We start from the raw sequence: 24,217 nt of genomic DNA on the forward strand, positions 1-24,217 counted from the left end.
TCCGGGGGCGGTAACTCCCCTGAGCACGGTGAAACACCGTCGCTTCTTCCGAATCTTTTTCGCAAGCAAAAGCAGGAGACGTCATGAAGCGCATTCTTCTCTCCCTCGCCCTGGTCGCCGCCGCAGGCGCCGCCTCCGCCGATGACCACATGATGGGCGTCGAGGCGATGGACCAGTCGGTCGCCAACGGCATCGTGTCCGCCGACAAGGTCACCGCGGACAAGAACGGCTGGCTGGTGGTGCACCGCACGGACGGCAACAAGCCCGGCCCCGTCGTCGGCCACGCGCCGATCCGCGCCGGCGAAACGAATGACGTGGCCGCGATCCTCAGCGAGCCGGTCGCTCCCGGCGACAAGCTGATGCTCATGGTCCACGGCGAAGACGGCGGCATGAAAACCGGCGCCTTCGAGTACACGCTTGGCGCCAAGGAAGACGGCCCGGTCAAGGTCGACGGCAAGCTGGTGATGACCATCGTCACCGCACAATAAGCCCGCGCGCCAAGCCGGTCGCGCGGGGTGCATCTGCCCCATCGGCTTCCCCTCCCGGCCCCGCGCGACCGAACGAAAAAGGCGCCCGCAAGGCGCGCCTTTTTCGTTCCCTTTTCCGTTTTGAAGATCGCGGCCCTCACCATGGCCCGGCGCATCGACCTGATGCCGGGCGCATGCATGCCCGCGCAGCCGCCCAGCCGCAAGGCCGGCCGGGAAAAGCCCGAAAGGCTACCGTCGTCGTTCGGTGTTTCCGGTGTGTTTTTCAAAAAAACCCGGCGTTTTGCCAAGCACGAATGTCAACGTTTCCGAATCCGGCATTCGCTCCGGGGTTGCTTCTCCCCGCCAAACACTGTTCCTCGATCAATAATTTTATTTAATTGCGAATATATAAAAATAAATATACTCGTCGGACATTATGCACGGGCCGGCACCGGCAATCGGTAAAATGCCAATATATACAATGAGGATATCATTTTTTTCGTTTAGGGTATGGTTAATTTTTACAGTTAAATTAATTATTGCCAGCCCGGTTTTTAGCCCCCCCCCACCCCGAGATTTCCTTCGCCCATCAGTTGAGAGTCCCTGAATGGCATTTGTTCCCGACGATCAGAAGTCCCTCACGTCCCTTGTCAACGCGATCGGGGCAAGTGCTGCGATCTTCAGCGCCGACTCACGTGACAATTTCAACATCCTGGCGGCCAACCGGCCCTTCGCGACGATGCTCGATCGCGACACGGACAACATCGCCGGCGCACGGCTCTCCGACGTGTTTCCCCGGTATCTGATTGTCTCGCTTTCGGAGCGGATCACCGAGTGCCTCGTGACGCAGAGCACGACGGAGACGGAAATCGTGATCGATCGCGGCGGGCGGGTCTCCTGGTGGCGCCTGGTCTATGCTCCCATCCTGTCGGGAGAAGGCGCAACGCACCGCGTCCTGAACACCTGCATCGACATCACCGAGAAAAAGCTTCTGGAAGCGTCTTTGAGTCAGTCGCGAAGCCGTTTCGAAGCAGTCGTGGAGGCCGCTTACGACGGCATCATCTCCGTCGACCGCGACCATCGCATCGTCTTGTTCAACAGCGCCGCTTGCGAGATTTTCAAGATCGAGCAGGAAGACGCCGTCGGGCGGGCACTGGAATCGCTGATCCCCTCCCGTTTCCGCGACCGTCATTCGGGTTACCTCGACGGCTTCGGCCGCTCGCCGATCAATTCGCGACCGATGGAATCGCGTGTCGCGGTCATGGGGCTGCGCTCGGACGGAACCGAATTTCCCGCCGAGGTCACCATCGCCAAGATCAAGGTCGGCGAAGAGGTCGAATACACCGCCGTTGTGCGCGACATTTCCGAACGCGCGAAACTGATCGACGAATTGCAGCGCGCCGCAATCAAGGACCCCCTTACCGGCGTCTACAATCGCCGCCAGCTGTCCAAGATCCTGCGCGACGAGGTCGAGCGCTGCCGCCGCTTCGATCATCTGATGACGGTCGCGATGATCGACCTCAACGGCTTCAAGGAAATCAACGACACTCACGGTCACCACGTCGGCGACGAGGTTCTCACCGCCTTCACGCATTGTGTCCAGGCAAACCTGCGCGATGTCGACACGCTCGGGCGCTGGGGCGGCGACGAATTCATGGTGATCTGGCCGGAAACCGGGGAAGCGGCCGCGGCCGCAATCGTGGACCGCGTTCGCGCGACCCTGAACAGCTCGGCCAGAAAGCTATCGATACCCGACATCGCAGTCTCCTTCAGCGTCGGCCTGCAGGAAACAGACGGGACGATCGAGGCGGAGGAGATGATCCTGCGTGCCGACAAGCTGCTTTACCGTGACAAACGAAACCGCGACCTGAACCCGGCCTGACCCCCGGCACGCCCGGCGGGTTTCGAACCCGACAGGAAGATGTCCAGGGGATCCGGGCTCAAAGTCCGGCCACCCTCTCATCGCCTGTAGATTATCGCGCATTTTTATGCATTATTTCCGCGAGGACGGAGAAAATGCATTCATGCAAGATTTCGGGACAACGCTTGCGGAGGCCATCGGCCTGATCCTTTTGGCCGATGGCGACCTGATCGAGATCATCACGCTGTCGCTGCGCGTCACGCTGAGCGCAGTGATCATTGCCTGTGCGATCGGCCTGCCGTTCGGTGCGCTTGTCGGTGCGTTCCGCTTTCCCGGGCGCGCCGTCGTGACCGTTTTCCTGAACGCGCTGATGGGGCTTCCGCCCGTCGTCGTCGGCCTCGTTGTCTATCTGATGCTGTCCGCTGCCGGGCCGCTCGGCCCGTTGCGACTGCTCTACACACCGACGGCGATGATCATCGCCCAGACCATCCTCGTCACGCCAATCGTCGCGGCGCTGACGCGCCAGGTGATCGAGGATCTCCAAACGGAATATAGCGAACAGTTCGCCTCGCTCGGCGTCGGCCCGCTCGACCGGATCGCTGCCCTTTTGTGGGACGCGCGCTACAGCCTCCTGACCGTCGCGCTTGCCGGCTTTGGCCGGGCCGTTGCCGAGGTCGGCGCCGTGATCATCGTCGGCGGCAACATCAATCACGTCACCCGGGTCATGACGACGACCATTGCGCTGGAGACGTCGAAGGGAAACCTCGAGCTCGCGCTGGCACTGGGCGTCGTGCTTCTGGCAATCGCGGTGATCGTCAATGCCGCGGTAATGGCACTGCGCGCCTCCGCCGTGAGGTCCGCCTATGCCTGATGCACGGCTGAAGACGATCGAGGGCGGACGGACAAGTCCCGAAGCCGCACAAGCGCCACTGCTGATGCAGGCCCGCAAGCTGTCGTTTTGTCCGAACGGCAAGCCGCTGGTCGACACCGTCGATCTCGACATTCGCGAAGGCCGCCGCCTTGTCGTCATGGGCGCGAACGGCGCCGGGAAAAGCCTGCTGCTGCGTCTGCTGCACGGGCTGCTGCCGCCCTCCGGCGGCGAGGTCGTCTGGCAGGGAAAACCGCTCGACCGTGCGGCCATGCGCGAGCAGGCGATGGTGTTCCAGCGCCCGGTGATGTTGCGCCGGTCGGTGATCGCGAACCTCCAGTTTGCCCTGGCCGTGCGCGGCATCGGCGGGACGGAACGCCGCCGGCGCGTGGAGGAAGCGCTGGAGCAGGCGCGCCTCGGCGATCTGGCCAGACATCCCGCGCGGGTGCTTTCGGGCGGCGAACAGCAGCGGCTTGCGCTGGCGCGCGCACTCGCCTGCACCCCGCGACTGCTGTTTCTGGACGAACCGACCGCCAGTCTCGACCCCGCATCGACGCTCGCGATCGAAAACCTGATCGCCACCGCCCATGCCCGCGGCATCACCATCGTCATGATCACCCATGACAAGGGCCAGGCGCGGCGCCTGGGTGACGACATCGCCTTTCTGCATGGGGGACGCCTGGTCGAGACCGGCCCGGCGGCCCGCGTGCTTGAAACCCCGAACTCGGGCGCCGCGCGCGCCTGGCTGGAGGGGCGTCTGTATCTGGACGACCTCTCTTCGACCCCATCCCCGACACCCTGAACACACGGGAGCATCACATGTTCAGACGTCAGTTCCTTTCCCTCGCCCTCGCCGGCACCGTTGCGGCAACCCTGTCGGCCGGACTGTCGGCGCCGGTCGCGGCGGCCGATGACTTCATCATCGTGCAGTCGACGACCTCGACGCAGAACTCCGGCCTTTTCGACCACCTGCTGCCGATCTTCACCGACAAGACCGGCATCGAGGTCCGCGTCGTTGCCGTGGGAACCGGTCAGGCGATCAAGAACGCAGCCAATGGCGACGGCGACGTGCTTTTCGTGCATGCTCGCCCGGCGGAGGAAAAATTCGTCGCTGCCGGTCACGGCGTGAAGCGTCATGACGTCATGTACAACGACTTCGTGATCGTCGGACCGCCGTCCGACCCCGCCGGCATCGCCGGATCCTCCGACATCGTCAACGCACTCACCAAGATCGCCTCGACCAAGGCGCCGTTTGCCTCGCGCGGCGACGACAGCGGCACCAACAAGGCAGAACTGCGCCTGTGGAAGGACGCCGGCATCGATGTCGGCGAGGCCTCGGGCGACTGGTACCGCGAAACCGGCTCCGGCATGGGCGCGACGCTCAACACGGGCACGGGCATGGGCGCCTACATCATGACCGACCGTGCGACCTGGATCGCCTTCGGCAACAAGGGCGACTACGAGATCGCGGTCGAGGGCGACAACCGCATGTTCAACCAGTACGGCATCATCCTGGTCAACGCCGAGAAGCACCCGAACGTGAAAAGCGAACTCGGCAAGTCCTTCGTCGACTGGGTGATTTCGGAAGACGGCCAATCCGCCATCGCCAACTACAAGGTGGACGGCCAGCAGCTGTTCTTCCCGAACGCACCCGCCGGCAGCTGATCGGCAAGCCTGCGCCGGTCGGATCCGGCGCAGGCCCTCTCTCCCCGGGCGCCCTGCGGCACACTCGCCGCCCCCCCGACAGGGCACTGCGCCCGGCCTGTTCCTCCCGCCGCCCCTCTCTTCCTTCAAGCCTTTTCGGAGACCAGCGATGCGCCTTGCGCTTGCGACCGCCGTTGTCCTGTCCCTCTTCACGATCCCCACGATGGCCGACACATCCGTCAAACTGCATGCCGCCGGCAGCCTCAAGGCCGCCATGAGCGATATCGCCGATCTTTACCAGGAAACCCACGGCCGCCCCGTGGACCGCACGTTCGGCCCCTCCGGCCTGCTGCGCGAGCGCATCGAGGGCGGCGAGGCGGCCGAGGTCTACGCCTCCGCCAACATGAAACACCCGACGACCCTCTCCAAAGCCGGCACGACCGGTCCGGTTGCCCTCTTCGCCCGCAACCGGCTTTGCGCGCTCGTGCAGGCGGACCTGACGGTGAAACCGGACACGCTGCTTGCCACCATGCTGGATCCGCAAGTTCGGGTCGGAACCTCGACGCCCAAGGCGGACCCGGCCGGCGACTACGCCTTCCAGGTGTTCGACAAGGCGGAGACCGTTTCAAGCGGTGCGGGCGAGACCCTCAAGGCCAAGGCGCTTCAGCTTACCGGCGGCAAGGACAGCGCCAAGGCACCGGAGGGACGCAATCCCTACGGCTGGGTGATGGAAACGGACAAGGCCGACCTCTTCCTGACCTATTGCACCAATGCAGTCCTCGCGCAGCGGGACGTTCCGGCCTTGCGGATCGTTCAGCTTCCGCCCGTCCTTTCCGTCGGCGCTGCCTACGGCCTCACAGTCGTGAAGGATGCGCCGGAGGCTGCGTGGCAGCTCGCGTTTTTCATCCTGTCTCCCGCGGGGCAGGAGATCCTGGCCTCCTACGGCTTCTCGGTCGCCGGCACCCCCGACGCGCCCTGAGGGACGAATATCCCGGCCTTGCGCATTCTTGAGCTATCCGGCATCGACGGCGCGCAAAGCCGAAACCGTTGAAAAAAGGCCGCAGACAACAAAAATCCGGGCCGATCACGAAAACGTGACGTTTACCGTGTCACGATTACGCCTCATGTCCGCCCCATTCCCGCCTGCATGAAAATCGAATTTCTTTCAACGACTTGCATAGCCAGGAACTGTTTCGGTTAAATTTTTACAAACGAGAACCCTTCAGTTTGTGATCCATATTACGGTTTCGTCAGGATGTTTGAGCAAGTCTCGTCAGTGTGGCGTCTAGAATAAACCGACGTCGGACACCAGATCTTAACGGTATCGACATTCAGGCGCTCACCGATGCGTAAAAGTCGGGAGCGCCAGGCCTTGGGAGGCGCGAATGTTTGGCATGAAGAGACTTGGGCGACACACGGCACTTGCCGCTGCACTCGCCATGACACTTGCAGGCGGCAGCGCGATGGCGCTGGACGTCACCAATGAGCGCGACCTGAAGAAACAGGACAGGGAAACCTTCCTGCTTCCCAGCGACCGTCTCGCCGTCACGCTTGGAATCCCTGAAGGCACGTCTTCGGGATCGGATGACTACGCGATCTGGGTCGGCGAGGTCGAGCTGAACGGTCGCACCGCCGTCTGGGTCGAGCTGATCGACGAACACGGCGAGGTCGTCTACGACAGCGAGGTTTCGCACAACGAGACCCATTTGCTGCCGAACGGTCGGGCCGTCGTCGTACGCGCCCTTCTCGACGACAGCGCCGATCCCGCGCAAACCGTCGCGAAAACCGACGAGTCGCGCGTCGCCCCCGATGCCCGGCTGGTGGTCACGCGCCGGGTCGTCGACGCGCCCTCCGTCCAGACCGCGATCGAGTTCGTGGAACAGACGCCGACGCAGGAATCGACCGCGATGATGCGGATCGCCGCCTTCGGCGAACGCATCTGGACAGCCATCGTTGCAAGTCTCGCTGCCGCGACCGATGGCGTGCTTGTTGCGTGGAACTGGCTTACGGAACCCTTCCGGGCCTGACGGGTTTACATCACGCGCCCCACGACCGGTTTTGGCAGGCCGTCTTCGCGGCCTGCCGGAACAACCGACGAGATTTTCAGGTTCCGGCCCGGAGAAGCTTCCCCGCGACCCGACGCCGGCCTCCCCTCACGGGCCACCGTTTTCCGCAGCATCGCGCGCGGCGAGCGGTGGCCCGAAATCTTTTCGCGTCCTGGTGCCAAAAACGCTAATCCATCAAGGACAAGCGGCCGTAAGAAGGAATTGCAAGCGCCCCTGGACCCGGACTTTCACGGACAATGGTCGAAAAAGAAATTCCCGCCGCAACCGTCGTCTGGTTTCGAAACGATCTGCGCATCGATGACAACCCTGCCCTGGCAGCCGCCCTCGACGGCGGCGGTCCGGTCATCGCACTCTATGTCCTCGACGACGAGACACCCGGCCCTCGCCCACTCGGCGCGGCAAGCCGCTGGTGGCTGCACCATTCTCTGACCGCACTTCGCGACGCCCTCGAGACACTCGGGATCGCTTTGATCCTGCGGCGCGGCACGGCCGGGGATGTCGTATCCGAGGTCGTTGGCGAGGTCGCCGCCGCCCGCGTCGTGTGGAACCGCCGATACGATCCCGGCGGCGTCGCGACCGACACGCGGATCAAGGCGGACCTGAAGCGAAACGGCGTGGAAACGTCAAGTTTCAACGCCGCGCTTCTTGTCGAACCCTGGGAGGTGAAAACCGGCAACGGCGCCCCCTACAAGGTGTTCACTCCGTTCTGGCGGGCCGCACGTGCCCTTGGGGCGATGCCCCATCCCGCCGGCAAGCCCGACCCGGCACCCCGCCCGACGACGGGCCGGGACGATCTTCCGCACAGCGAGCGCCTTGCAGACTGGGCGCTTCTTCCCACCCGCCCCGACTGGGCAGGCGGATTGCGCGAGACCTGGACTCCGGGCGAGTCCGGTGCGCTTGCGCGGCTTGAGAGTTTTCTGTCCGACCGGCTTGCCGACTACGCCGGCCACCGCGACGAGCCGGCTGCCGCCGTCACCTCGATGCTGTCGCCACACCTCAGGTTCGGCGAGATTTCGCCACGCCGCATTTGGGCCGCAGCGGAGCATCGCGCCGACGACGGCCGCACGGCGGTTGGCGACACGACGCTTGCCAAATTTCAGGCGGAGCTCGGCTGGCGGGAGTTTTCCCACCACCTGCTGTTCCACTTTCCAACCCTCCCCCACGAGAACTTCCAGCCGAAGTTCGACGCCTTCCCCTGGCGCGAGAACGCGGCGGAGTTCCACGCCTGGACCAAGGGCCAGACCGGCTATCCGCTGGTCGATGCCGGCATGCGCGAGCTTTGGCACACGGGCTACATGCACAACCGCGTGCGCATGGTCGTCGGCTCCTTCCTGGTAAAACACCTTCTTATGGACTGGCGGGCGGGCGAGGCATGGTTCTGGGATACGCTCGTCGACGCCGACGACGCCAACAATTCGGCAAGCTGGCAGTGGATTGCCGGTTCGGGCGCGGATGCCGCCCCCTATTTCCGGATCTTCAACCCGACCACCCAGGGCGAGAAGTTCGACAAGGCCGGCGACTACACGCGCCGCTGGGTGCCCGAACTGGCGAACGTCCCCGACAAATACCTCTTCAAGCCGCATGAGGCGCCCGCGTCCGTTCTGGTGGATGCAGGCGTGCGTCTGGGCACCACCTATCCGCGCCCGGTCGTCGATCACGGCAAGGCGCGCCAGCGCGCCCTTGACGCATTCCAATCCATAAAAAACGCTGCATAAGAAAAGGACACGCCATGCGCATTGCCGTCATCGGATCGGGCATCGCCGGAAACAGCGCCGCCTGGGCCCTGAGCGAACGCCACGACGTGACGCTTTACGAAAAACGCGCGCGCCCGGGTGGCCACAGCGCGACGGTCGATATTGATCATGGCGGCACACCCCTGTCCGTGGACACGGGCTTCATCGTCTACAACGAGCTGAATTATCCGAACTTCACCGCGCTTCTCGACCATCTCGGCGTGGGAACGGAAGGCAGCAACATGAGCTTCGCGTTTTCGCTCGATCGCGGCGTGCGCGAGTGGGCAGGCTGCAATCTCAACACCGTGTTCGGTCAGCGGCGCAACGCCGCCTCGCCGCGCTTTTTGTGGATGCTGCGTGAAATCCTGCGGTTCAACAAGCTAGCGGTGCTCGACCGGGCGTCGGGCATGCTGGCGGGCCTCTCGCTTGAGGCCTATCTCGCCAAACGCCGCTTTTCCAAGAGTTTCACCGGCGACTACCTGCTGCCGATGGGGGCGGCAATCTGGTCGACCCCACCCTCCGACATGCTGGCCTTCCCGGCGGAAAACTTCATCGCGTTCTTTGAAAACCACCGGCTGGTCAACCGGGACCGGCCGATCTGGAGAACGGTGTCGGGCGGCAGCCGCAGCTATGTCGACCGGCTGGTTTCCCCGTTTCGCGACAACATCCGGCTTTCGACACCGGTCGCCGAGGTCACCCGCAAGGCCGGCAAGGTGCATGTGCGCGACACCCACGGGCATGAGGATGTCTTCGACCGGGTCGTCATGGCCGCGCATTCCGACCAGACGCTGGCAATGCTGGGCGATGCGACGCCGGAGGAACGCAATATCCTGGGGTCGGTCCGCTACCGGCCGAATGCGGTCTATCTGCATCGCGACCGCGCGCTGATGCCGCGCCGCCGCCGGGTCTGGGCCTCGTGGAACTACCTTGCGTCGAGCGATTCCGACGCGCCTTTCCGCGACGCCTCGGTCACCTACTGGATGAACCGCCTGCAGAACCTTCCCGAGGACAAGCCGGTGTTCGTCAGCCTCAATCCGGTCGAGCCCCCGCATCCCGACCTCACGTTTGCCACCTTCGAGTACGATCATCCCCAGTTCGACGGTGCGGCGATTTCCGCGCAAAACGCGCTCGGCCAGATCCAGGGAAGCGGCAACACCTGGTATTGCGGAGCGTGGTGCGGCTACGGATTCCACGAGGACGGCCTGAAGGCAGGGCTTGCGGCCGCAGAGGCCATCGGCGCGGAGATCCCGTGGCGCATCGACGCCGACGGCACGGCGCGCGCGGCAGAAGCGGCGGAGTGAGCATGCGGCATGTTGCGACAACCTGGCCCGACAACGGCCCGCCCCCGGCGGACGCGGCAGCGCTCTATCCCGGCAAGGTCATGCATGCGCGGCTGAAGCCCTTCGGCCACCGGTTCACCTATACCGTTTTCACCCTGTTGATCGATCTCGACAGGCTGGAGGAGGCGGCGCGCAGGTCGCGGGCATTTTCGGTCGGGCGGTTCAATCTTCTGAGCTTTCGCGAGACCGACCACGGTCCGCGCGACGGAACATCCCTGCGCGCGCACGTCGATGCCCAACTTGCAGCGCATGGCGTAACGACCACGGCGTCGCGGGTGCTTCTCTTGTGCTATCCGCGCGTGTTCGGCTTCGTCTTCAATCCGCTTTCTGTCTATTTTGCCTATGACGCCGACGACCGGCTGATCGCGCTGATCTACGAGGTGCGCAACACCTTTGGCGACATCCACACCTATGTGGAGCCGGTGAAGGATGGCCAGAGTGGGCCGGAAGGCATCCGGCAAACCCGCGACAAGGCGTTTTACGTCTCGCCTTTCCTCGACATGCAGCAGACCTACCGCTTTCGCATCCTGCCGCCCGGCGACGCCGTTCGTCTGCGCATCCTTGAAAGCGACGCGGACGGCCCCATTCTTTCTGCCAGTTTCGCGGGCACGCAACGCGCTCTGACCACACGCAATGCGGTAGTTGTCTGCTTGAAAATTCCGTTCATGACACTCAAAGTGGTGGCAGGCATCCACTGGGAGGCTCTCAAACTGTGGTGGAAAGGGGCACCATTTCACTCGCCGTCAAAACGCCCAAGCGCGATTTCGCGCACCACCGCTTCCCCCAGGGTTTGACCGCCCCGGCCGTTTGACGAGGTTTGACCATGTCGACTGCAATTCATCTCACACCTGACAACGCGCGCCATGCGCTCGCCGGCCTTCCGCGGCTGGCGCGCCTCGGCATGCGCGTCGCGCTCAACCTCAAGGTCGGGTCGCTGACCATCGAAACGCCGGAGGGACACCGCTATGTGGTGCGCGGCGAGGAACCGGGGCCGGACGCGGACGTGACGATCCATTCCTGGCGCTTCATCCGCCGTCTGCTGAGCGGCGCGGACGTGGGCGTCGGCGAAGCCTATATGGCCGGCGAATGGACCAGTTCCGACGTCACCACGTTTCTGGAGCTGTTCTGCCGCAACCGCGACGCCACCGCCGACATGCTGCGCGGCACCCGCGTCTACCGCATGCTGATCCGTCTCCGGCACTGGCTGAACCGCAACACGAAGTCCGGGTCGCGGCGCAACATTTCCTCGCACTACGATCTGGGCAATGCGTTCTATAGCGAGTGGCTCGATCCGACGATGACCTATTCGTCCGGGCTGTTCGACGGAGGCGTCAACGATCTGGAGCAGGCACAGCGCCTCAAGTACCAGTCGCTCGCGCGCGAGACCGATATCCGTTCCGACCACCACGTGCTCGAGATCGGCTGCGGGTGGGGCGGGTTCGCAGAGTTTGTCGCGCGCGAGATCGGTGCGAATGTCACCGGCCTGACCATCTCGCAGGAGCAATACGACTTCGCCTGCCGGCGCATGCAGGAGGGCGGCCTCAACGACAAGGTCACCATCAAGCTGCAGGACTACCGCGACGAAACGAACCAATACGACCGGGTCGCCTCGATCGAAATGTTCGAGGCGGTCGGCGAACAGTACTGGCAGACCTATTTCCACAAGATCGCGGGTTGCCTGAAGGACGGCGGACGCGCCGGCCTGCAAATCATCACCATCCAGGACGCGCTGTTCGACGACTACCGCAAGACGCCGGACTTCATTCAAAGGCATGTGTTTCCGGGCGGAATGCTGCCGCCTCCGCGCACGCTCGACGAGCTTGGCTCGCGCAGCGGCATGACGCTGGCGGCGCAGAAAATCTTCGGCCACGACTATGCGCGCACGCTTGAGGAGTGGCGTCAGCGCTTCTGGGCCGCCTGGCCGCGCATCCGCCCGCTCGGATTCGACGAGCGCTTCAAGCGGCTTTGGGAGTTCTACTTCCACTACTGCGAAGCGGGCTTTCGCTCCGGCAACATCGACGTGCGGCAGATGATCTACGTGAAGGCACCCTGATCCGTGGCGATGAGTCCCGCGGGTCGCGGCGTCTCCTTCACGCAGCTGGCGGCCTACGCAGGACCGGCCCTGCCGCTGGCCGCGCTCACGCTGCCGCTCTACGTCATCCTGCCGACGTTCTACGCCGAGAGCATCGGCCTGCCACTGGCGCAAGTCGGGATCATCCTGCTTGCCGTCCGGCTGATCGACGCGCTGTCGGACCCGGTCGTCGGCGTGCTCTCCGACCGGCTCCACCCGCCGCTCGGACGGCGCAGGGGCTGGTTTCTCGCAGCCTCCCTGCCGGCCGCCCTTGCCGCCTACATGATCCTTACCCCGCCGGAGGGGGCGAGCGGCGTCTATCTGCTTGGCTGGGGCATCGCGCTGTCGCTCGGCTACACGGCCTGCGTCATTCCCTATACCGCCTGGGGCGCCGATCTCGTGTCGGACTATCACGGGCGCAGCCGGATCGCCGGCGCGCGCGAGGGGATGGTGCTCGTCGGCACGCTGCTTGCGGTTTCCGTTCCCGGGATCGCCGAAGCGCTCGGCGCGAAAGGCCAGGCGCTGTCGCTCCATATCCTCGCCCTCTTTGTGGCGCTCGCGTTACCGCTGCTGACGCTTGTCGCCGTCTGGAGGTTGCCGGAACCCGCAGACACCGGGCGCGTCGCACCGCCCTTGCGCGCGGGGCTGAAGCATGTGCGCGCCAACCGGCCGTTCCTGCGCCTGCTCGCCGCCTTCGTGCTCAACGGCTTCGCCAACGGCCTTCCGGCGACGCTGTTCCTGTTTTTCGTGGCGCGCGTGCTGGAAGCGCCGCAAATGCAGGGGCCGTTCCTGTTTCTCTATTTCCTGTGCGGAGTCGCCGGCGTGCCGCTGTGGCTTGCGGTGAGCCGGCGCTTCGGCAAGCACCGCACCTGGTCTGTCGCGATGCTGGGCGCCTGCGCGGTCTTCATCACCGTGCCGTTGCTCGGCCCCGGAGACCTTTGGGGGTTCGCCGTCATCTGCGTGCTCACGGGACTTGCACTCGGTGCCGATCTCGCCCTGCCCTCCTCCATCCAGGCCGATGTCATTGACGTCGACACGGTGTCGTCCGGCGCGCGCCGCTCCGGGCTTTACTTCGCGCTCTGGGGACTGGCGACAAAACTGTCGCTGGCGCTCGCCGTCGGCCTGGCGTTTCCCGTGCTGGAACTTTCGGGGTTCGAAACGAACGCCGAAAGCGGCGCGACCGGGGGACTTGCCGTTCTGGTGGCCCTTTACGCCATCGTTCCGGTGATCCTGAAGCTTGCCGCCATCCTGCTGATGTGGCGGTTTCCGCTCGACGCGCGGGAACACGCCCGCCTCTCGGAGCGGATTGCGGCCGAACAGGCCCGCGCCTGAAGGCGCGGCTTATTCGGCGGCGTCGGCGACATCCGCGCGCGCGGCGGAGGGCGGCCCCTTTTTCGACCACCCCGTCGTCCGGCCGAGCAACGCGAAATACCAACGGTAAGGCAGCAGCTGCAGCGCCTTCAATTGCCATGTGAAGCGGCGTGGGAAAGTGATCTCGAAAACGCCGCGGCGCTTGAGCCCGGCATGCAGCCGCGCCGCCGCCTCCTCGACCTGCATCAGATGCGGCATCGGAAAGGGATTGTTCTTGGTCGCCGGCGTGTCCACGAAGCCCGGCGAGACGATCTGGATGCGCACGCCGATGCGGTCGAGGTCGAATTTCAGCGCCTCGGCCAGGTTGATCAGTCCGGCCTTGGTCGCGCCATAGGCCGCCGACGTCGGCAGGCCGCCGTATCCTGCGACCGAGGCGACGAGCGCGACCTGTCCGCGACCGTGCCCGCGCATCGCCTCGACCAGCGGCACCAGCGAATTCACCGTGCCACCGAGATTGACGTCGAAGGACTTGTGAAACGCCTTGAGATCCGGATTCGTGCCGTCGACCGGCAGATAGACGCCGGCGTTGAGCACCGCCAGAGCAATCGGACCGGCATCGGCCTCGATCTCGGCGACGGTCTGCGCCATGCGCGCGGCATCGGTGGTGTCGCCTGGGTAAACACGGATCTCGCCGGAGGCGCCGGCGCAGTCCGCGGCAAGGGCGTGCAGGTCGTCGGCCGAGCGCGCCGTCACGGCGACGCGCCATCCCTCGCCGGCAAGCTTGCGGGCAAGGGCCGCTCCGATGCCGGAACTCGCGCCGGTGATCCAGGCGACGCCGTCATCGGGCGTCGCGGTAAAGTCGGATGGGTTGAACGTCATTGGATCTCCTCGCTTCATACAGATGTACGAACATGCGCGAAGACGGATCGCTTCGGATCAGGTGCGAGGTGCGAAAACCGGGCTGAAGTCCGGGTTGCCTCGCGTCAACCGCGCAGGAAAGGCGCGAAAAACCGCCCGACGGGGCCGGTAAGGCGCAGACTTCCCTCGGTAACCGCGAAACACAGGCAGTCCTCGCCCTCGTCGGCGATCGGACGGTGGTCGACATCGTCATCGGCATAGGCGACATCGCCCCGCACGAAATGACCGCCCTCGTCGCTGAAACCGCCTTCGAGCACCAGGGTCAGTTCCGTGCCGTGGTGGGTGTGGGTCGGCATCGCCTGCCCCGCGCGGATCCACAGAAGGCTTGCGTTGCACCCGTCGATCTCGCCGACGCGATATTCGCGCAGCCCGGGAAGTTTCGTCTTCCACGCCAGCTCGTCGAAGTCCTTGCCGATAAAGTCGACCAGGGTTTGCGGAAGGCGCGTCTTTCCGGCGGGCTTCGGCGCAACCGAAATCCGCTCCTCTTCGGGGCTGTCGAAGATGGCCTGAAGCATGGCATCCCGGTCGGCAAGCGGCATTGGCGCCACGTCTTCCAGCATGCGTCCGCCGGTGGCCTCGAGATCGCGGACGAATGCGCGATTGACAGGCGACAGGTCGAGATGAGACCGCACCAGAAGCCGTGCCGGCTCCGCAAGCGTTCCCGCGACATAGCCGGCAAGCAACGCATCGAAGTGCTGATGTGACTGGTCCATTCCCGCAAACACCTTTGTCTCAAGCGCAGACGCCCGCCAAACACAGATCGTGCGGGACCCGTCATACCGGATCGCGGGCATCGCGCCAAATTCCAAATCCAACGGCTTCAGCAGAGACTTCGCGCCGTTCATATCCCGTGCTACGCTCTCCACCCGGCGCCGGATCAGCGCAGAATGGCTTAATTTCCAAATTCTATGGATTGAACGAACATTGATCGAGCAGCTTTGAAGAACAGCCAGCCGCGAATTATCAACACGGGTCCGGCCAATCGCTCCCCCGCTTGAGACGGAACGCTCCACCGCCTATCTTCGAAGCCCAGCGCAGACACGCATCTCGCCCGGCGGCATCCGTTCCGCCGGCCAAACCGGAATGACGATACGCATGGATATCAAGGCTTCTGTCATCGACGCCATCGGCAACACGCCGCTCATCAGGCTCAACCGCGCCTCGGAAATGACCGGATGCGAGATCCTCGGGAAGGCGGAGTTCCTCAATCCCGGCCAATCGGTGAAGGATCGCGCGGCGCTTTACATCATTCGCGACGCCGAGGCCCGCGGCGCGCTGAGGCCCGGCGGCGTGATCGTCGAGGGAACAGCGGGAAACACCGGCATCGGACTGGCGCTGGTCGGCAATGCGCTCGGCTACCGTTCGGTGATCGTCATTCCCGAGACGCAGAGCCAGGAAAAGAAGGACATGCTGCGCCTGGCCGGCGCGGAACTCGTCCAGGTGCCCGCCGCGCCCTACAAGAACCCGAACAACTACGTGAAGATTTCCGGCCGGCTGGCCGAACAGATGAACAAAAGCGAACCGAATGGCGCGATCTGGGCCAACCAGTTCGACAATGTCGCCAACCGGCAGGCGCATGTCGAAACGACGGGTCCGGAAATCTGGCGCCAGACCGAGGGGAAGGTCGACGGCTTCATCTGCGCGGTCGGCTCCGGCGGCACACTCGCCGGCGTCGGCATGGCGCTGAAGGAGCGCAGCCGCGACGTGAAGATCGGCATCGCCGACCCGATGGGGGCCGCGCTCTTCAACTACTACGCTCATGGCGAACTGAAGGCCGAGGGCTCCTCCATCACCGAGGGGATCGGCCAGGGCCGGATTACCGCCAATCTCGAAGGCGCCCCGGTGGACATGCCTTTCCAGATTCCGGATGCCGAGGCGCTTCCCGTCGTCTTCGACCTTCTGGAACACGAGGGCCTGTGCCTTGGCGCCTCCTCGGGGGTGAACGTTGCCGGCGCGATCCGCATGGCGCGCGAGATGGGGCCCGGGCATACCATCGTGACGGTCCTGTGCGACTACGGCACGCGCTACCAGTCCAAGCTGTTCAATCCGCAATTCCTGCGCTCCAAGGACCTTCCCGTTCCCGCCTGGCTCGACCGCGAGAGCGACGTTTCCGTGCCCTTCGAAGAGACGACATGAGCAGGCGCCGGTGATGCAGGACCTGGACCTGATCGGGCTGTTTCTCGACAATCTGCCGATCATCGCCGCCCTCACGCTTGCGATCTATGTTCTCGCCGCGGTCTGCGCGGTGCGGGAGATCCTGCATTCGCGCACCGCGCAAGGCTCCATCGGCTGGCTGATGGCCCTGCTCTTCCTGCCGTTTCCCACCGCCTTCGTCTATCTGGTGTTCGGCTGGAAACACTTCGGCGACTACAAGGAAGTGCGGGCCTACGCCGGGCGCGACACCCGCGCGGAACGCGCCCGCAACATGAAGCTCGCCGATGCCGACACGAGCACAAGCTGGCCCGTGCTCACGAAAATCGCGCAGATACCGTTTCTGGCCGGAAACAGGGTCGAGGTGCTGATCAACGGCCCCGACACGTTCGATTCCATCCTCGCAGGCATTGCCTCGGCAAAGCGCACCGTCCTCGTCCAGTTCTTCATCGTGCGCGACGACGGCATCGGCCAGCGACTCGCCGACAGCCTGATCGAACGGGCAAGGGCGGGCGTGCGCATCCATCTGCTTTACGACGACGTCGGCAGCAAGAGCCTGTCGCGCGGATATGTTCAAAAGCTGCGCGACGCCGGCGTTCATGTGGCAGGGTTCAACGAACGCTTCAAGCTGCTGCGCCTCAGCGGCCCGATGCGCCTCAACTACCGCAATCACCGCAAGATCGTCGTGGTCGACGGGGAAACCGCCTGGGTCGGCGGGCACAATGTCGGCGACGAATACCTCGGCCTGTCGCCGGAATTCGGCCACTGGCGCGACACCCACGTGCGCGTCGAGGGCCCGGCGGCAAGCGCCTGTTCGCTGTCCTTCGGCGAGGACTGGCACTGGGCGACCGGAGAGCCGATCGATCCCAGCCTGCCGGACCCCATCCCGCAACCGGGCGACGAGCCGGTTTTGACCATGCCGACGGGTCCGGCGGACACTTTCGAGGACTGCGGCATCGCTTTCGCCGAGGTCATCGCCAGGGCGCGCAAGCGCCTTTGGATCGTCAGTCCCTATTTCGTGCCCGAACAGGCGATGCAGACCGCACTGCTTGCCGCTTCCATGCGCGGCGTCGACGTGCGCATCCTCCTGCCCGAAAAGGCCGACCACCGTCTCGTCTGGCTGGCAAGCTACGCCCATGCCGACGACATGACGGAATATGGCATCAAGGTCTATCGCTACACGTCCGGCTTCCTGCACCAGAAGGTCATCCTGGTCGACGATGCGCTCGCCGGAATCGGCACGGTCAATTTCGACGCCCGCTCCTTCCGCATCAACTTCGAGGTGATGCTGTGGTTCACCCATCAGCGCACGATCACGCGGGTCGCGGACATGCTGGCCGAGGACTTCTCCCGGTCGCGCGAGGCGACTCAGGAAGACCTGGCATCGCGGTCCTTCGCCTTCCGTCTCGTCGCGCAGGCGGCGCGGCTGTTCTCGCCGATCCTGTAAGCGCAGGGTGCGCCCTCGGCATTTGAATGCCGCAAGCGATCGGCTAGTCTTGCTCCTCAATCGGAATCGGCCCGGGGACTTCATGACAGAATTGCTTTTTCGCGACGACGCCTACCTTCGCACCTGCGAGGCAACCGTCTCCGCCATCACGGATCGCGGCGGCATCGTGCTCGACCGGACCGTGTTCTATGCAACCGGCGGCGGACAGCCCGGCGACAGCGGCACGCTGGAGCGTGCCGATGGCGAGGCGGTGACCCTGGCGACCGCCGTCTACGGCGAGGACCGGTCCCAGATCGTGCATGTGCCCGCCGAAGGCAGCGCCCTTCCGCACGTCGGCGAGAAAGTGGTGCTGCATCTCGACTGGGCACGGCGTTACCGTTTGATGCGGGTGCACACCGCGCTTCATCTTCTGTCCGTGGTGCTCCCCTTCCCCGTCACCGGCGGGCAGATCTCCGACGGCGACGGACGGCTCGATTTCGACCTGCCCGAGGCGGTGCTGGACAAGGAGGAGATCGCGGCAAAGGTGAACGAGATCTCCGCCGGCGATCATGCGATCACCAGCGAATGGATCACCGACGCCGAACTCGAGGCGAACCCCGACCTGGTGAAGACCATGAGCGTCAAGCCGCCGATGGGCTCTGGCCGCGTGCGCCTCATTCGCATCGGTGCGGACATCGATCTCCAGCCCTGCGGCGGCACCCACGTCAGCCGCACCTCGGAGATCGGGCCGATCGAGGTACCCAAGATCGAAAAGAAGGGCCGGCAGAACCGCCGGGTCCGCATTCGCCTTATCGACTGATCCGCCCTGCCAGCCGCTTTTCCGGAGCTCGTCCTTCATGTCCAGTTCGCCCCTCGTCTCCCCCGCCTGGCTCGCCGGCAAGCTTGCCTCCCCGGATGTCGTCGTGGTCAACGCCTGGCTGCCGCCGGTCGGAGAGCCCGACGCCCAGCCGGAATACGGCACGGGCCACATTCCCGGCGCGGTGTTCTTCGACGTGAACGCGATCAGCGATCCGGCAAGCGACCTGCCGCACATGCTGCCGCCGGCGCATGTCTTTTCTTCCATGATGCGCAAGCTCGGCATCGGCGACGGCCAGACCATCGTCATCTACGACGGCGTCGGCCTGTATTCCGCCGCGCGCGTGTGGTGGATGTTCCGCGCCATGGGGGTGGAGGATGTCTTCGTGCTCGATGGCGGCCTGCCGCGCTGGCAGGCCGAGGGCCATCCGGTCGAGGACATGGACCCGGCCCCGCGTGGCGACCGGCATTTCACCGCCCGCCTCAACCACGGCCTGGTCGCCGACCGCGCCAAGGTCGCCCGTACGCTGGAGGCCGGCGGACAGGTGCTCGATGCCCGCTCGCGCGGCCGGTTCGCCGGAAGCGACCCCGAACCGCGCGCGGGGCTTCGCGGCGGACATATGCCGGGTGCGATGAACCTGCCCTTCAGCGAGCTGATGCGCGACGGTCGGCTGAAAGACACGCAGGCGCTCAAAGCCGCCTTCGATGCGGCGGGCGTCGACCGTTCGAAACCGGTCGTCACCACCTGCGGATCCGGCGTCACCGCCGCGATCCTGTCGCTGGCGCTGTCGGTCACCGGACAGAACAAGGCGCCTGTCTACGACGGTTCCTGGACCGACTGGGGCGGGCGCGAGGATACGCCCGTTGCCACCGGCGACAGCTGACCCCGACACGGCGGTCCGCCACGTCGATTGTGGGACAAGGGCGCGTCGCAAATTCAACACTGCCGGCGCGCCGGGTCTTCTAGCCTCGCGCCGGCTCTCACGAAGAAAACCGCCGGGCCCTGTCGAAACCCGGCCGCAGGAGGACTGGGGTTATGGCGAGCGATATCGAGATTGCGCGCGCGGCGAAGACACGGCCGATTGCGGAGATTGGTGAAAAACTCGGCATTCCCGCCGAAGCCCTGGAGAGCTACGGCTCCACCAAGGCAAAGGTGCGCTCCGACTTCATCAAGAGCCTTTCCGACCGTCCCGACGGCAAGCTCGTGCTCGTCACCGCAATCAACCCGACACCCGCCGGCGAAGGCAAGACGACAACCTCGGTCGGCCTGGGCGACGGCCTCAACCGCATCGGCAAGAAAGCCGCGATCTGCCTGCGCGAACCCTCGCTCGGCCCCTGCTTCGGCATGAAGGGTGGCGCTGCCGGCGGCGGCCATGCCCAGGTCGTGCCGATGGAAGACATCAACCTCCATTTCACCGGCGACTTCCACGCCATCACCTCGGCCCACAATCTGCTGTCGGCCCTGATCGACAATCACATCTACTGGGGCAATGCGCTGGACATCGACGTACGTCGCATCACCTGGCGCCGCGTGATGGACATGAACGACCGCTCGTTGCGCCAGATCGTGTCCTCGCTCGGCGGCGTTGCCAACGGCTATCCGCGCGAGGCCGGCTTCGACATCACCGTGGCCTCCGAGATCATGGCCATCTTGTGCCTTGCGGCCGATCTTGACGACCTGCAAGCACGGCTCGGCGACATCGTCGTCGGCTATCGCCGCGACCGCACGGCCGTCACCGCCCGCGATCTGGAGGCCGATGGCGCCATGACCGTCCTGCTCAAGGAGGCGATGCAGCCGAACCTCGTGCAGACGCTGGAAAACAACCCCGCCTTCATCCACGGTGGCCCCTTCGCCAACATCGCCCACGGCTGCAATTCCGTCGTGGCGACGAAGACCGCGCTGAAGCTCGCTGACTATGTGGTGACGGAGGCCGGCTTCGGAGCGGACCTCGGCGCGGAGAAATTCTTCGACATCAAGTGCCGCAAGGCGGGCCTTTCGCCTTCGGCCGCCGTGATCGTGGCCACCATTCGCGCCCTGAAAATGAACGGGGGCGTCGGCAAGGACGATCTGGGCAAGGAAAACGTCGAGGCTCTGAAAAAGGGCTGCGTGAACCTCGGACGCCACATCGAGAACGTGAAGCAGTTCGGCGTGCCTGTCGTCGTGGCGATCAACCACTTCGTCACCGACACGGACGCCGAGGTCGCCGCGATCCGGGAGTATGCGAAGGAGCAAGGCGTGGAGGCCATCCTGTGCCAGCACTGGGCGAAGGGGTCGGAGGGAACCGAAGAGCTTGCCCGCAAGGTGGTTGAAATGGTCGACGGCGACAGTGCGCAATTCGCCCCGCTCTACGAAGACGACCTTCCGCTGTTCGAGAAGATCCAGACCGTCGCGCGGCGCATCTATCGTGCCGACGAGGCAATCGCGGAAAAGACGGTGCGCGACCAGTTGCACAAGTGGGAGGCCGACGGCTTCGGTCATCTGCCGGTGTGCATGGCCAAGACCCAGTATTCCTTCTCAACCGACCCGAACCTGCGCGGCGCACCGACGGGACACACCGTGCCGGTGCGCGAGGTGCGCCTGTCGGCCGGGGCCGGCTTCATCGTCGCAATCTGCGGGGAAATCATGACGATGCCGGGTCTGCCGAAGATCCCTTCGGCGAACCACATCCGGCTTGACGACGCCGGATCGATCGAGGGCCTTTTTTAGAAACCCTACGTCAGAAACATAATGAGCGCGGCCCGGGCCGCGCTTTTTTCCGGCCGGGGACCGACGCGGACCGGCACAACCGTTCCGTTTTTTCGCAAAATCGAATACACAGTGATATTTCTACCGATAATACAATTTACAGGTCTTTAGACGCAGCGAATTCCCCACCTCAAAAACAAGATACATAAACAATATATACATTAAAATACTAGTGATTTTAAAATCTACTTCCTGTTTATATCAAATTAACTTTCTCGGTTGCAAGATCTTCGCAATTCGATTTCTTTCGAAAGGCTTGAAGATGCGCTTCCGACTTGCTGCTGTTAGTTTTGCGGTATTGACCCAAACCGTCCTGGCCGCCGACACGGCGCCAGACGCCACCGCGCTTCTGACACCGGACGTGGTCTCCGAGGTCCGCTCCTGGCTTGCCAATCCGATCGTCGCGCTGTCGGTGAACGCGCAGAACGACCTGCGCGGCCAACTCGCTCAGGGCGAGATCGATGCCCTCGACACCCAGTGGCGCAGTGAACGCGAAGCGGACGACAAGCCGCTGATCGCCGCGACGCTGTCCGCTCCCCTGTCGATCTACCTGCTTCGCATCCAGGCAAAGTCGGTCGGCCTCTACCCCGAGATCTTCATCATGGACGCAAACGGGCTGAACGTCGGCCAGAGTTCCATCACGGGCGACTACTGGCAGGGCGACGAGGCCAAGTTCCAGAAGACCTTCCCCAATGGCCCGGACGCCGTGTTCGTCGACGAACCGGAGTGGGACGGCGACAACAAGATCTGGCGCGCCCAGATGAACATGTCGATCGCCGACCCGCAGACCGGCAAGGCAATCGGGGCGGCCACCATCGAATTCAACCTGACCGAACTCCAGCGGCGCATGTCCACCGGCTCTTAAGGCGAAAGAAGATTATGTTTCGAAATTTGTCAGTTAGCAAAAAGGGTGCGACTGCGTTTTTCGCACTCGCCCTCATCGGCGCGGCGTCGGGGATCGTCACCGCCGTGAACACCTCCGGCGCCCTGACCGAAGTCGGGACGGCGAACGAGCTTTCCCAGATGAGCGAAAAGGCCTATTCGCTCGACGCGCTGATCGTCGAGCAGGCGCTCGCGGTCAAGACGTTCCTGCTGACCGGCAACCGCGACTGGCTTGCCGAGGCCAACACGCACCGCACAATGATCCAGAGCGAGTTCCAGAACATCGGCGCGATGGTCTCTGCCGACCTGCCTTCCGAAACGGCGCGCCTCGCCGACGTGCAAGGCGCATGGACGGACTGGAACAACAGGATCGCCGCGAAGCAGATCGAATACATGCGCAAGCCCGAGACTGTCGACCTGGCGCGCGCCATCGAGGTCACGAAGGACAGCACCGAGCTGCTGGAAGCGGTCCGCAACCGCTCCGAGGCCTTTTCCAACGCCATCGCCTCGCATCGGGCGGAATCGGTAGAACTCCAGAACGCGGCACTGTCGCTGGTCTGGGTGATCGCGGTCGCAAGCGCGGGCCTGATCACGACGGTCGCGATCCTTCTTGGTTTCCTCAACCACGCACTCGTCTCGCGGCCGCTGACCCAGCTTTGCGACATCACGCAAAAACTAGCCAAGGGCGACACGGACCAGAGCGTCGACTTCGGCAAGCGCACCGACGAGATCGGCTCGATGGGCCTGGCGCTCGACGTGTTCCGCGACAACCTGATCCGGACCCGTCAGCTGGAGGCCGATACCAGCCAGCAGCGTCTCGATGCGGAACGCCAGAAGCGCGATGAGATGGAACAGGTCGCCAGCGACTTCGAGGCGACCGTGATGACCATTTCGGATGAAATCATCGCGATGCTCGACCGGTTGAGCGGCTCCTCGACGTCGCTCTCCGACATTGCCAACCAGACGAACGAGCAGTCCGTCTCCGTGTCGGCCGCGGCCGAACAGGCCACCACCAACGTCAACACGGTCGCCAGTGCCACGGAAGAGCTTTCCGCATCGATCCGCGCCATCACCGAGCAGGTGCGCACCTCCTCGGAGATCGCGCGCAAGGCGGAAACCGAAGTCGGGCGCTCCAGCGAGGCGGTCGGAACCGTGCAGCGCGTCGTCGCGCGCATCGGCGACGTCACCAAGCTGATCACCGACATCGCCGAACAGACAAACCTCTTGGCGCTGAATGCCACCATCGAGGCGGCGCGTGCCGGAGAAGCAGGCAAGGGCTTCGCCGTCGTTGCCTCCGAGGTCAAGGCGCTCGCCGAACAGACGGCAAAGGCGACCGAGGAAATCGATCGCCAGATTTCCGAAATGCGCGACGCGGCAGACGCCTCGACCTCCGCCTCGGACGTGGTCGCCGGCCTCGTGCAGGAGATCTCGGAAAACACCAACGCCATGTCGGGGGCAGCCGAAGAGCAGAATGTCGCGACCACGGAGATCGCCCGCAGCGTCGCCGAGGCCGCGCAGGGGACAGCCAGCGTGTCGGCATCGATCTCCCAGGTCAGCCATGGCGCCGGCGAAACGGGTCGCCTCAGCTCGGACATGAAGGCGTCTGTCGGCCAGTTGCACGAACGCTCCGACAATCTCCAGCTGGCGATGCGCGAGTTCCTGACCAAAGTCCGCGCGGCGTAAGCCGTCCGCACCCCGTAACGACGAAAGGCGGAGCCCCGGCTCCGCCTTTTTTCGTTCCGGGATCAGGCGTCCCCCGCCCTTTTGCCTACCTTTCGGCACCGACAGGCATACACTCTTTTCGACGGCGGCAAGACCGACAAGGTCACCCTGCCCGGGCCGATCCCGGCCAAGGCGTTCTGGTCCTTCGTCGCTTACGATAACCAGACGCGATCGCTGCTCGAAACGTCGCAGAAA

At 64.4% G+C, this 24,217-nt stretch carries 21 protein-coding genes and 1 pseudogene; 20 read left to right on the top strand and 2 right to left on the bottom strand.

Going from position 1 to position 24,217, the window contains the following annotated elements; genetic code table 11:
- Positions 1-83 precede the first annotated feature (83 nt).
- The 12 genes from G572_RS0118130 (at position 84) to G572_RS0118185 (ending at position 13,382) form a co-directional block, all read left to right on the top strand.
- The gene (locus G572_RS0118130; RefSeq protein ID WP_029059682.1) at positions 84-488 is read left to right on the top strand and encodes a DUF7282 domain-containing protein; all 405 of its coding nucleotides are present in this window, start codon (positions 84-86) and stop codon (positions 486-488) included.
- A gap of 586 nt (positions 489-1,074) precedes the next feature.
- Complete coding sequence (locus G572_RS0118135) at positions 1,075-2,349, top strand: sensor domain-containing diguanylate cyclase (RefSeq protein WP_029059683.1); 1,275 nt, start codon at positions 1,075-1,077, stop codon at positions 2,347-2,349.
- Positions 2,350-2,491: 142 nt separating this feature from the next.
- The gene (locus G572_RS0118140) at positions 2,492-3,199 is read left to right on the top strand and encodes an ABC transporter permease (protein WP_029059684.1); all 708 of its coding nucleotides are present in this window, start codon (positions 2,492-2,494) and stop codon (positions 3,197-3,199) included.
- Positions 3,192-3,998 (top strand): ATP-binding cassette domain-containing protein, encoded by an 807-nt coding sequence (locus tag G572_RS0118145; protein ID WP_084650331.1) that lies wholly within the window; start codon positions 3,192-3,194, stop codon positions 3,996-3,998. The genes G572_RS0118140 and G572_RS0118145 overlap by 8 nt, the downstream gene beginning before the upstream one ends.
- A gap of 17 nt (positions 3,999-4,015) precedes the next feature.
- Positions 4,016-4,861 carry an ABC transporter substrate-binding protein gene (locus G572_RS0118150; RefSeq protein WP_029059686.1) on the top strand — a complete coding sequence of 282 codons (846 nt, stop codon included), beginning with the start codon at positions 4,016-4,018 and terminating at the stop codon, positions 4,859-4,861.
- 148 nt (positions 4,862-5,009) lie between these two features.
- Entirely contained in the window at positions 5,010-5,819 is an 810-nt protein-coding gene (locus G572_RS0118155) for a molybdate ABC transporter substrate-binding protein (protein ID WP_029059687.1), read from the top strand.
- A 406-nt stretch (positions 5,820-6,225) separates the two neighbouring features.
- Positions 6,226-6,867, top strand: coding sequence for a hypothetical protein (locus G572_RS0118160; RefSeq protein ID WP_208979148.1), 642 nt, complete (start codon positions 6,226-6,228; stop codon positions 6,865-6,867).
- 275 nt (positions 6,868-7,142) lie between these two features.
- The gene (locus G572_RS0118165) at positions 7,143-8,621 is read left to right on the top strand and encodes a cryptochrome/photolyase family protein (RefSeq protein ID WP_029059689.1); all 1,479 of its coding nucleotides are present in this window, start codon (positions 7,143-7,145) and stop codon (positions 8,619-8,621) included.
- Positions 8,622-8,635: 14 nt separating this feature from the next.
- Positions 8,636-9,940, top strand: coding sequence for an NAD(P)/FAD-dependent oxidoreductase (locus G572_RS0118170; protein ID WP_029059690.1), 1,305 nt, complete (start codon positions 8,636-8,638; stop codon positions 9,938-9,940).
- Positions 9,941-9,942: 2 nt separating this feature from the next.
- Positions 9,943-10,773, top strand: a complete 831-nt coding sequence (locus G572_RS24610) for a DUF1365 domain-containing protein (RefSeq protein ID WP_037547416.1) — start codon at positions 9,943-9,945, stop codon at positions 10,771-10,773.
- 29 nt (positions 10,774-10,802) lie between these two features.
- A complete protein-coding gene (locus G572_RS0118180; protein WP_029059691.1) occupies positions 10,803-12,032 on the top strand; it encodes an SAM-dependent methyltransferase in 1,230 nt (409 codons plus the stop codon).
- 9 nt (positions 12,033-12,041) lie between these two features.
- Entirely contained in the window at positions 12,042-13,382 is a 1,341-nt protein-coding gene (locus G572_RS0118185) for an MFS transporter (RefSeq protein ID WP_029059692.1), read from the top strand.
- A 9-nt stretch (positions 13,383-13,391) separates the two neighbouring features.
- Here the strand turns inward: G572_RS0118185 and G572_RS0118190 are convergent, their stop codons facing one another.
- Positions 13,392-14,240: an SDR family NAD(P)-dependent oxidoreductase gene (locus G572_RS0118190; protein WP_029059693.1), complete on the bottom strand. Its 849-nt coding sequence runs from the start codon at positions 14,238-14,240 to the stop codon at positions 13,392-13,394.
- Positions 14,241-14,344: 104 nt separating this feature from the next.
- Complete coding sequence (locus G572_RS0118195; protein WP_029059694.1) at positions 14,345-14,992, bottom strand: ChrR family anti-sigma-E factor; 648 nt, start codon at positions 14,990-14,992, stop codon at positions 14,345-14,347.
- A gap of 382 nt (positions 14,993-15,374) precedes the next feature.
- Here G572_RS0118195 and G572_RS0118200 point away from each other — a divergent pair, with 382 nt between their 5' ends.
- The 8 genes and pseudogenes from G572_RS0118200 to G572_RS26855 form a co-directional block, all read left to right on the top strand.
- On the top strand, positions 15,375-16,415 hold the full coding sequence (locus G572_RS0118200) for a cysteine synthase A (RefSeq protein ID WP_029059695.1): 1,041 nt from the start codon (positions 15,375-15,377) through the stop codon (positions 16,413-16,415).
- Between the two features lie 13 nt (positions 16,416-16,428).
- On the top strand, positions 16,429-17,877 hold the full coding sequence (gene cls, locus G572_RS0118205; RefSeq protein WP_051242714.1) for a cardiolipin synthase: 1,449 nt from the start codon (positions 16,429-16,431) through the stop codon (positions 17,875-17,877).
- An 82-nt stretch (positions 17,878-17,959) separates the two neighbouring features.
- Positions 17,960-18,676, top strand: a complete 717-nt coding sequence (locus G572_RS0118210) for an alanyl-tRNA editing protein (protein ID WP_029059697.1) — start codon at positions 17,960-17,962, stop codon at positions 18,674-18,676.
- A gap of 37 nt (positions 18,677-18,713) precedes the next feature.
- Positions 18,714-19,556, top strand: a complete 843-nt coding sequence (gene sseA / locus G572_RS0118215; RefSeq protein WP_029059698.1) for a 3-mercaptopyruvate sulfurtransferase — start codon at positions 18,714-18,716, stop codon at positions 19,554-19,556.
- 152 nt (positions 19,557-19,708) lie between these two features.
- Positions 19,709-21,379, top strand: coding sequence for a formate--tetrahydrofolate ligase (locus tag G572_RS0118220; RefSeq protein ID WP_029059699.1), 1,671 nt, complete (start codon positions 19,709-19,711; stop codon positions 21,377-21,379).
- Between the two features lie 337 nt (positions 21,380-21,716).
- The gene (locus tag G572_RS0118230; RefSeq protein ID WP_208979149.1) at positions 21,717-22,283 is read left to right on the top strand and encodes a hypothetical protein; all 567 of its coding nucleotides are present in this window, start codon (positions 21,717-21,719) and stop codon (positions 22,281-22,283) included.
- Positions 22,284-22,309: 26 nt separating this feature from the next.
- The gene (locus G572_RS0118235) at positions 22,310-23,983 is read left to right on the top strand and encodes a methyl-accepting chemotaxis protein (protein WP_208979150.1); all 1,674 of its coding nucleotides are present in this window, start codon (positions 22,310-22,312) and stop codon (positions 23,981-23,983) included.
- 117 nt (positions 23,984-24,100) lie between these two features.
- Positions 24,101-24,217, top strand: a pseudogene (locus G572_RS26855) (DUF1214 domain-containing protein); the annotation flags it as partial.

This window comes from Stappia stellulata DSM 5886 (assembly GCF_000423705.1).
Lineage (GTDB): Bacteria > Pseudomonadota > Alphaproteobacteria > Rhizobiales > Stappiaceae > Stappia > Stappia stellulata.

Excerpts from the sequence above, each read along its gene's own strand:
- G572_RS0118140 (WP_029059684.1), top strand. The coding sequence starts at position 2,492 with ATGCAAGATTTCGGGACAACGCTTGCGGAGGCCATCGGCCTGATCCTT.
- G572_RS0118185 (WP_029059692.1), top strand. The coding sequence starts at position 12,042 with ATGAGTCCCGCGGGTCGCGGCGTCTCCTTCACGCAGCTGGCGGCCTAC.
- G572_RS0118160 (WP_208979148.1), top strand. The coding sequence starts at position 6,226 with ATGTTTGGCATGAAGAGACTTGGGCGACACACGGCACTTGCCGCTGCA.
- G572_RS0118155 (WP_029059687.1), top strand. The coding sequence starts at position 5,010 with ATGCGCCTTGCGCTTGCGACCGCCGTTGTCCTGTCCCTCTTCACGATC.
- G572_RS0118210 (WP_029059697.1), top strand. The coding sequence starts at position 17,960 with ATGACAGAATTGCTTTTTCGCGACGACGCCTACCTTCGCACCTGCGAG.
- G572_RS0118180 (WP_029059691.1), top strand. The coding sequence starts at position 10,803 with ATGTCGACTGCAATTCATCTCACACCTGACAACGCGCGCCATGCGCTC.
- G572_RS0118130 (WP_029059682.1), top strand. The coding sequence starts at position 84 with ATGAAGCGCATTCTTCTCTCCCTCGCCCTGGTCGCCGCCGCAGGCGCC.
- G572_RS0118145 (WP_084650331.1), top strand. The coding sequence starts at position 3,192 with ATGCCTGATGCACGGCTGAAGACGATCGAGGGCGGACGGACAAGTCCC.
- G572_RS0118135 (WP_029059683.1), top strand. The coding sequence starts at position 1,075 with ATGGCATTTGTTCCCGACGATCAGAAGTCCCTCACGTCCCTTGTCAAC.
- G572_RS0118170 (WP_029059690.1), top strand. The coding sequence starts at position 8,636 with ATGCGCATTGCCGTCATCGGATCGGGCATCGCCGGAAACAGCGCCGCC.
- cls (WP_051242714.1), top strand. The coding sequence starts at position 16,429 with ATGCAGGACCTGGACCTGATCGGGCTGTTTCTCGACAATCTGCCGATC.
- G572_RS0118200 (WP_029059695.1), top strand. The coding sequence starts at position 15,375 with ATGGATATCAAGGCTTCTGTCATCGACGCCATCGGCAACACGCCGCTC.
- G572_RS0118195 (WP_029059694.1), bottom strand. The coding sequence starts at position 14,992 with ATGGACCAGTCACATCAGCACTTCGATGCGTTGCTTGCCGGCTATGTC.
- sseA (WP_029059698.1), top strand. The coding sequence starts at position 18,714 with ATGTCCAGTTCGCCCCTCGTCTCCCCCGCCTGGCTCGCCGGCAAGCTT.
- G572_RS0118190 (WP_029059693.1), bottom strand. The coding sequence starts at position 14,240 with ATGACGTTCAACCCATCCGACTTTACCGCGACGCCCGATGACGGCGTC.
- G572_RS0118150 (WP_029059686.1), top strand. The coding sequence starts at position 4,016 with ATGTTCAGACGTCAGTTCCTTTCCCTCGCCCTCGCCGGCACCGTTGCG.
- G572_RS0118220 (WP_029059699.1), top strand. The coding sequence starts at position 19,709 with ATGGCGAGCGATATCGAGATTGCGCGCGCGGCGAAGACACGGCCGATT.
- G572_RS24610 (WP_037547416.1), top strand. The coding sequence starts at position 9,943 with ATGCGGCATGTTGCGACAACCTGGCCCGACAACGGCCCGCCCCCGGCG.
- G572_RS0118165 (WP_029059689.1), top strand. The coding sequence starts at position 7,143 with ATGGTCGAAAAAGAAATTCCCGCCGCAACCGTCGTCTGGTTTCGAAAC.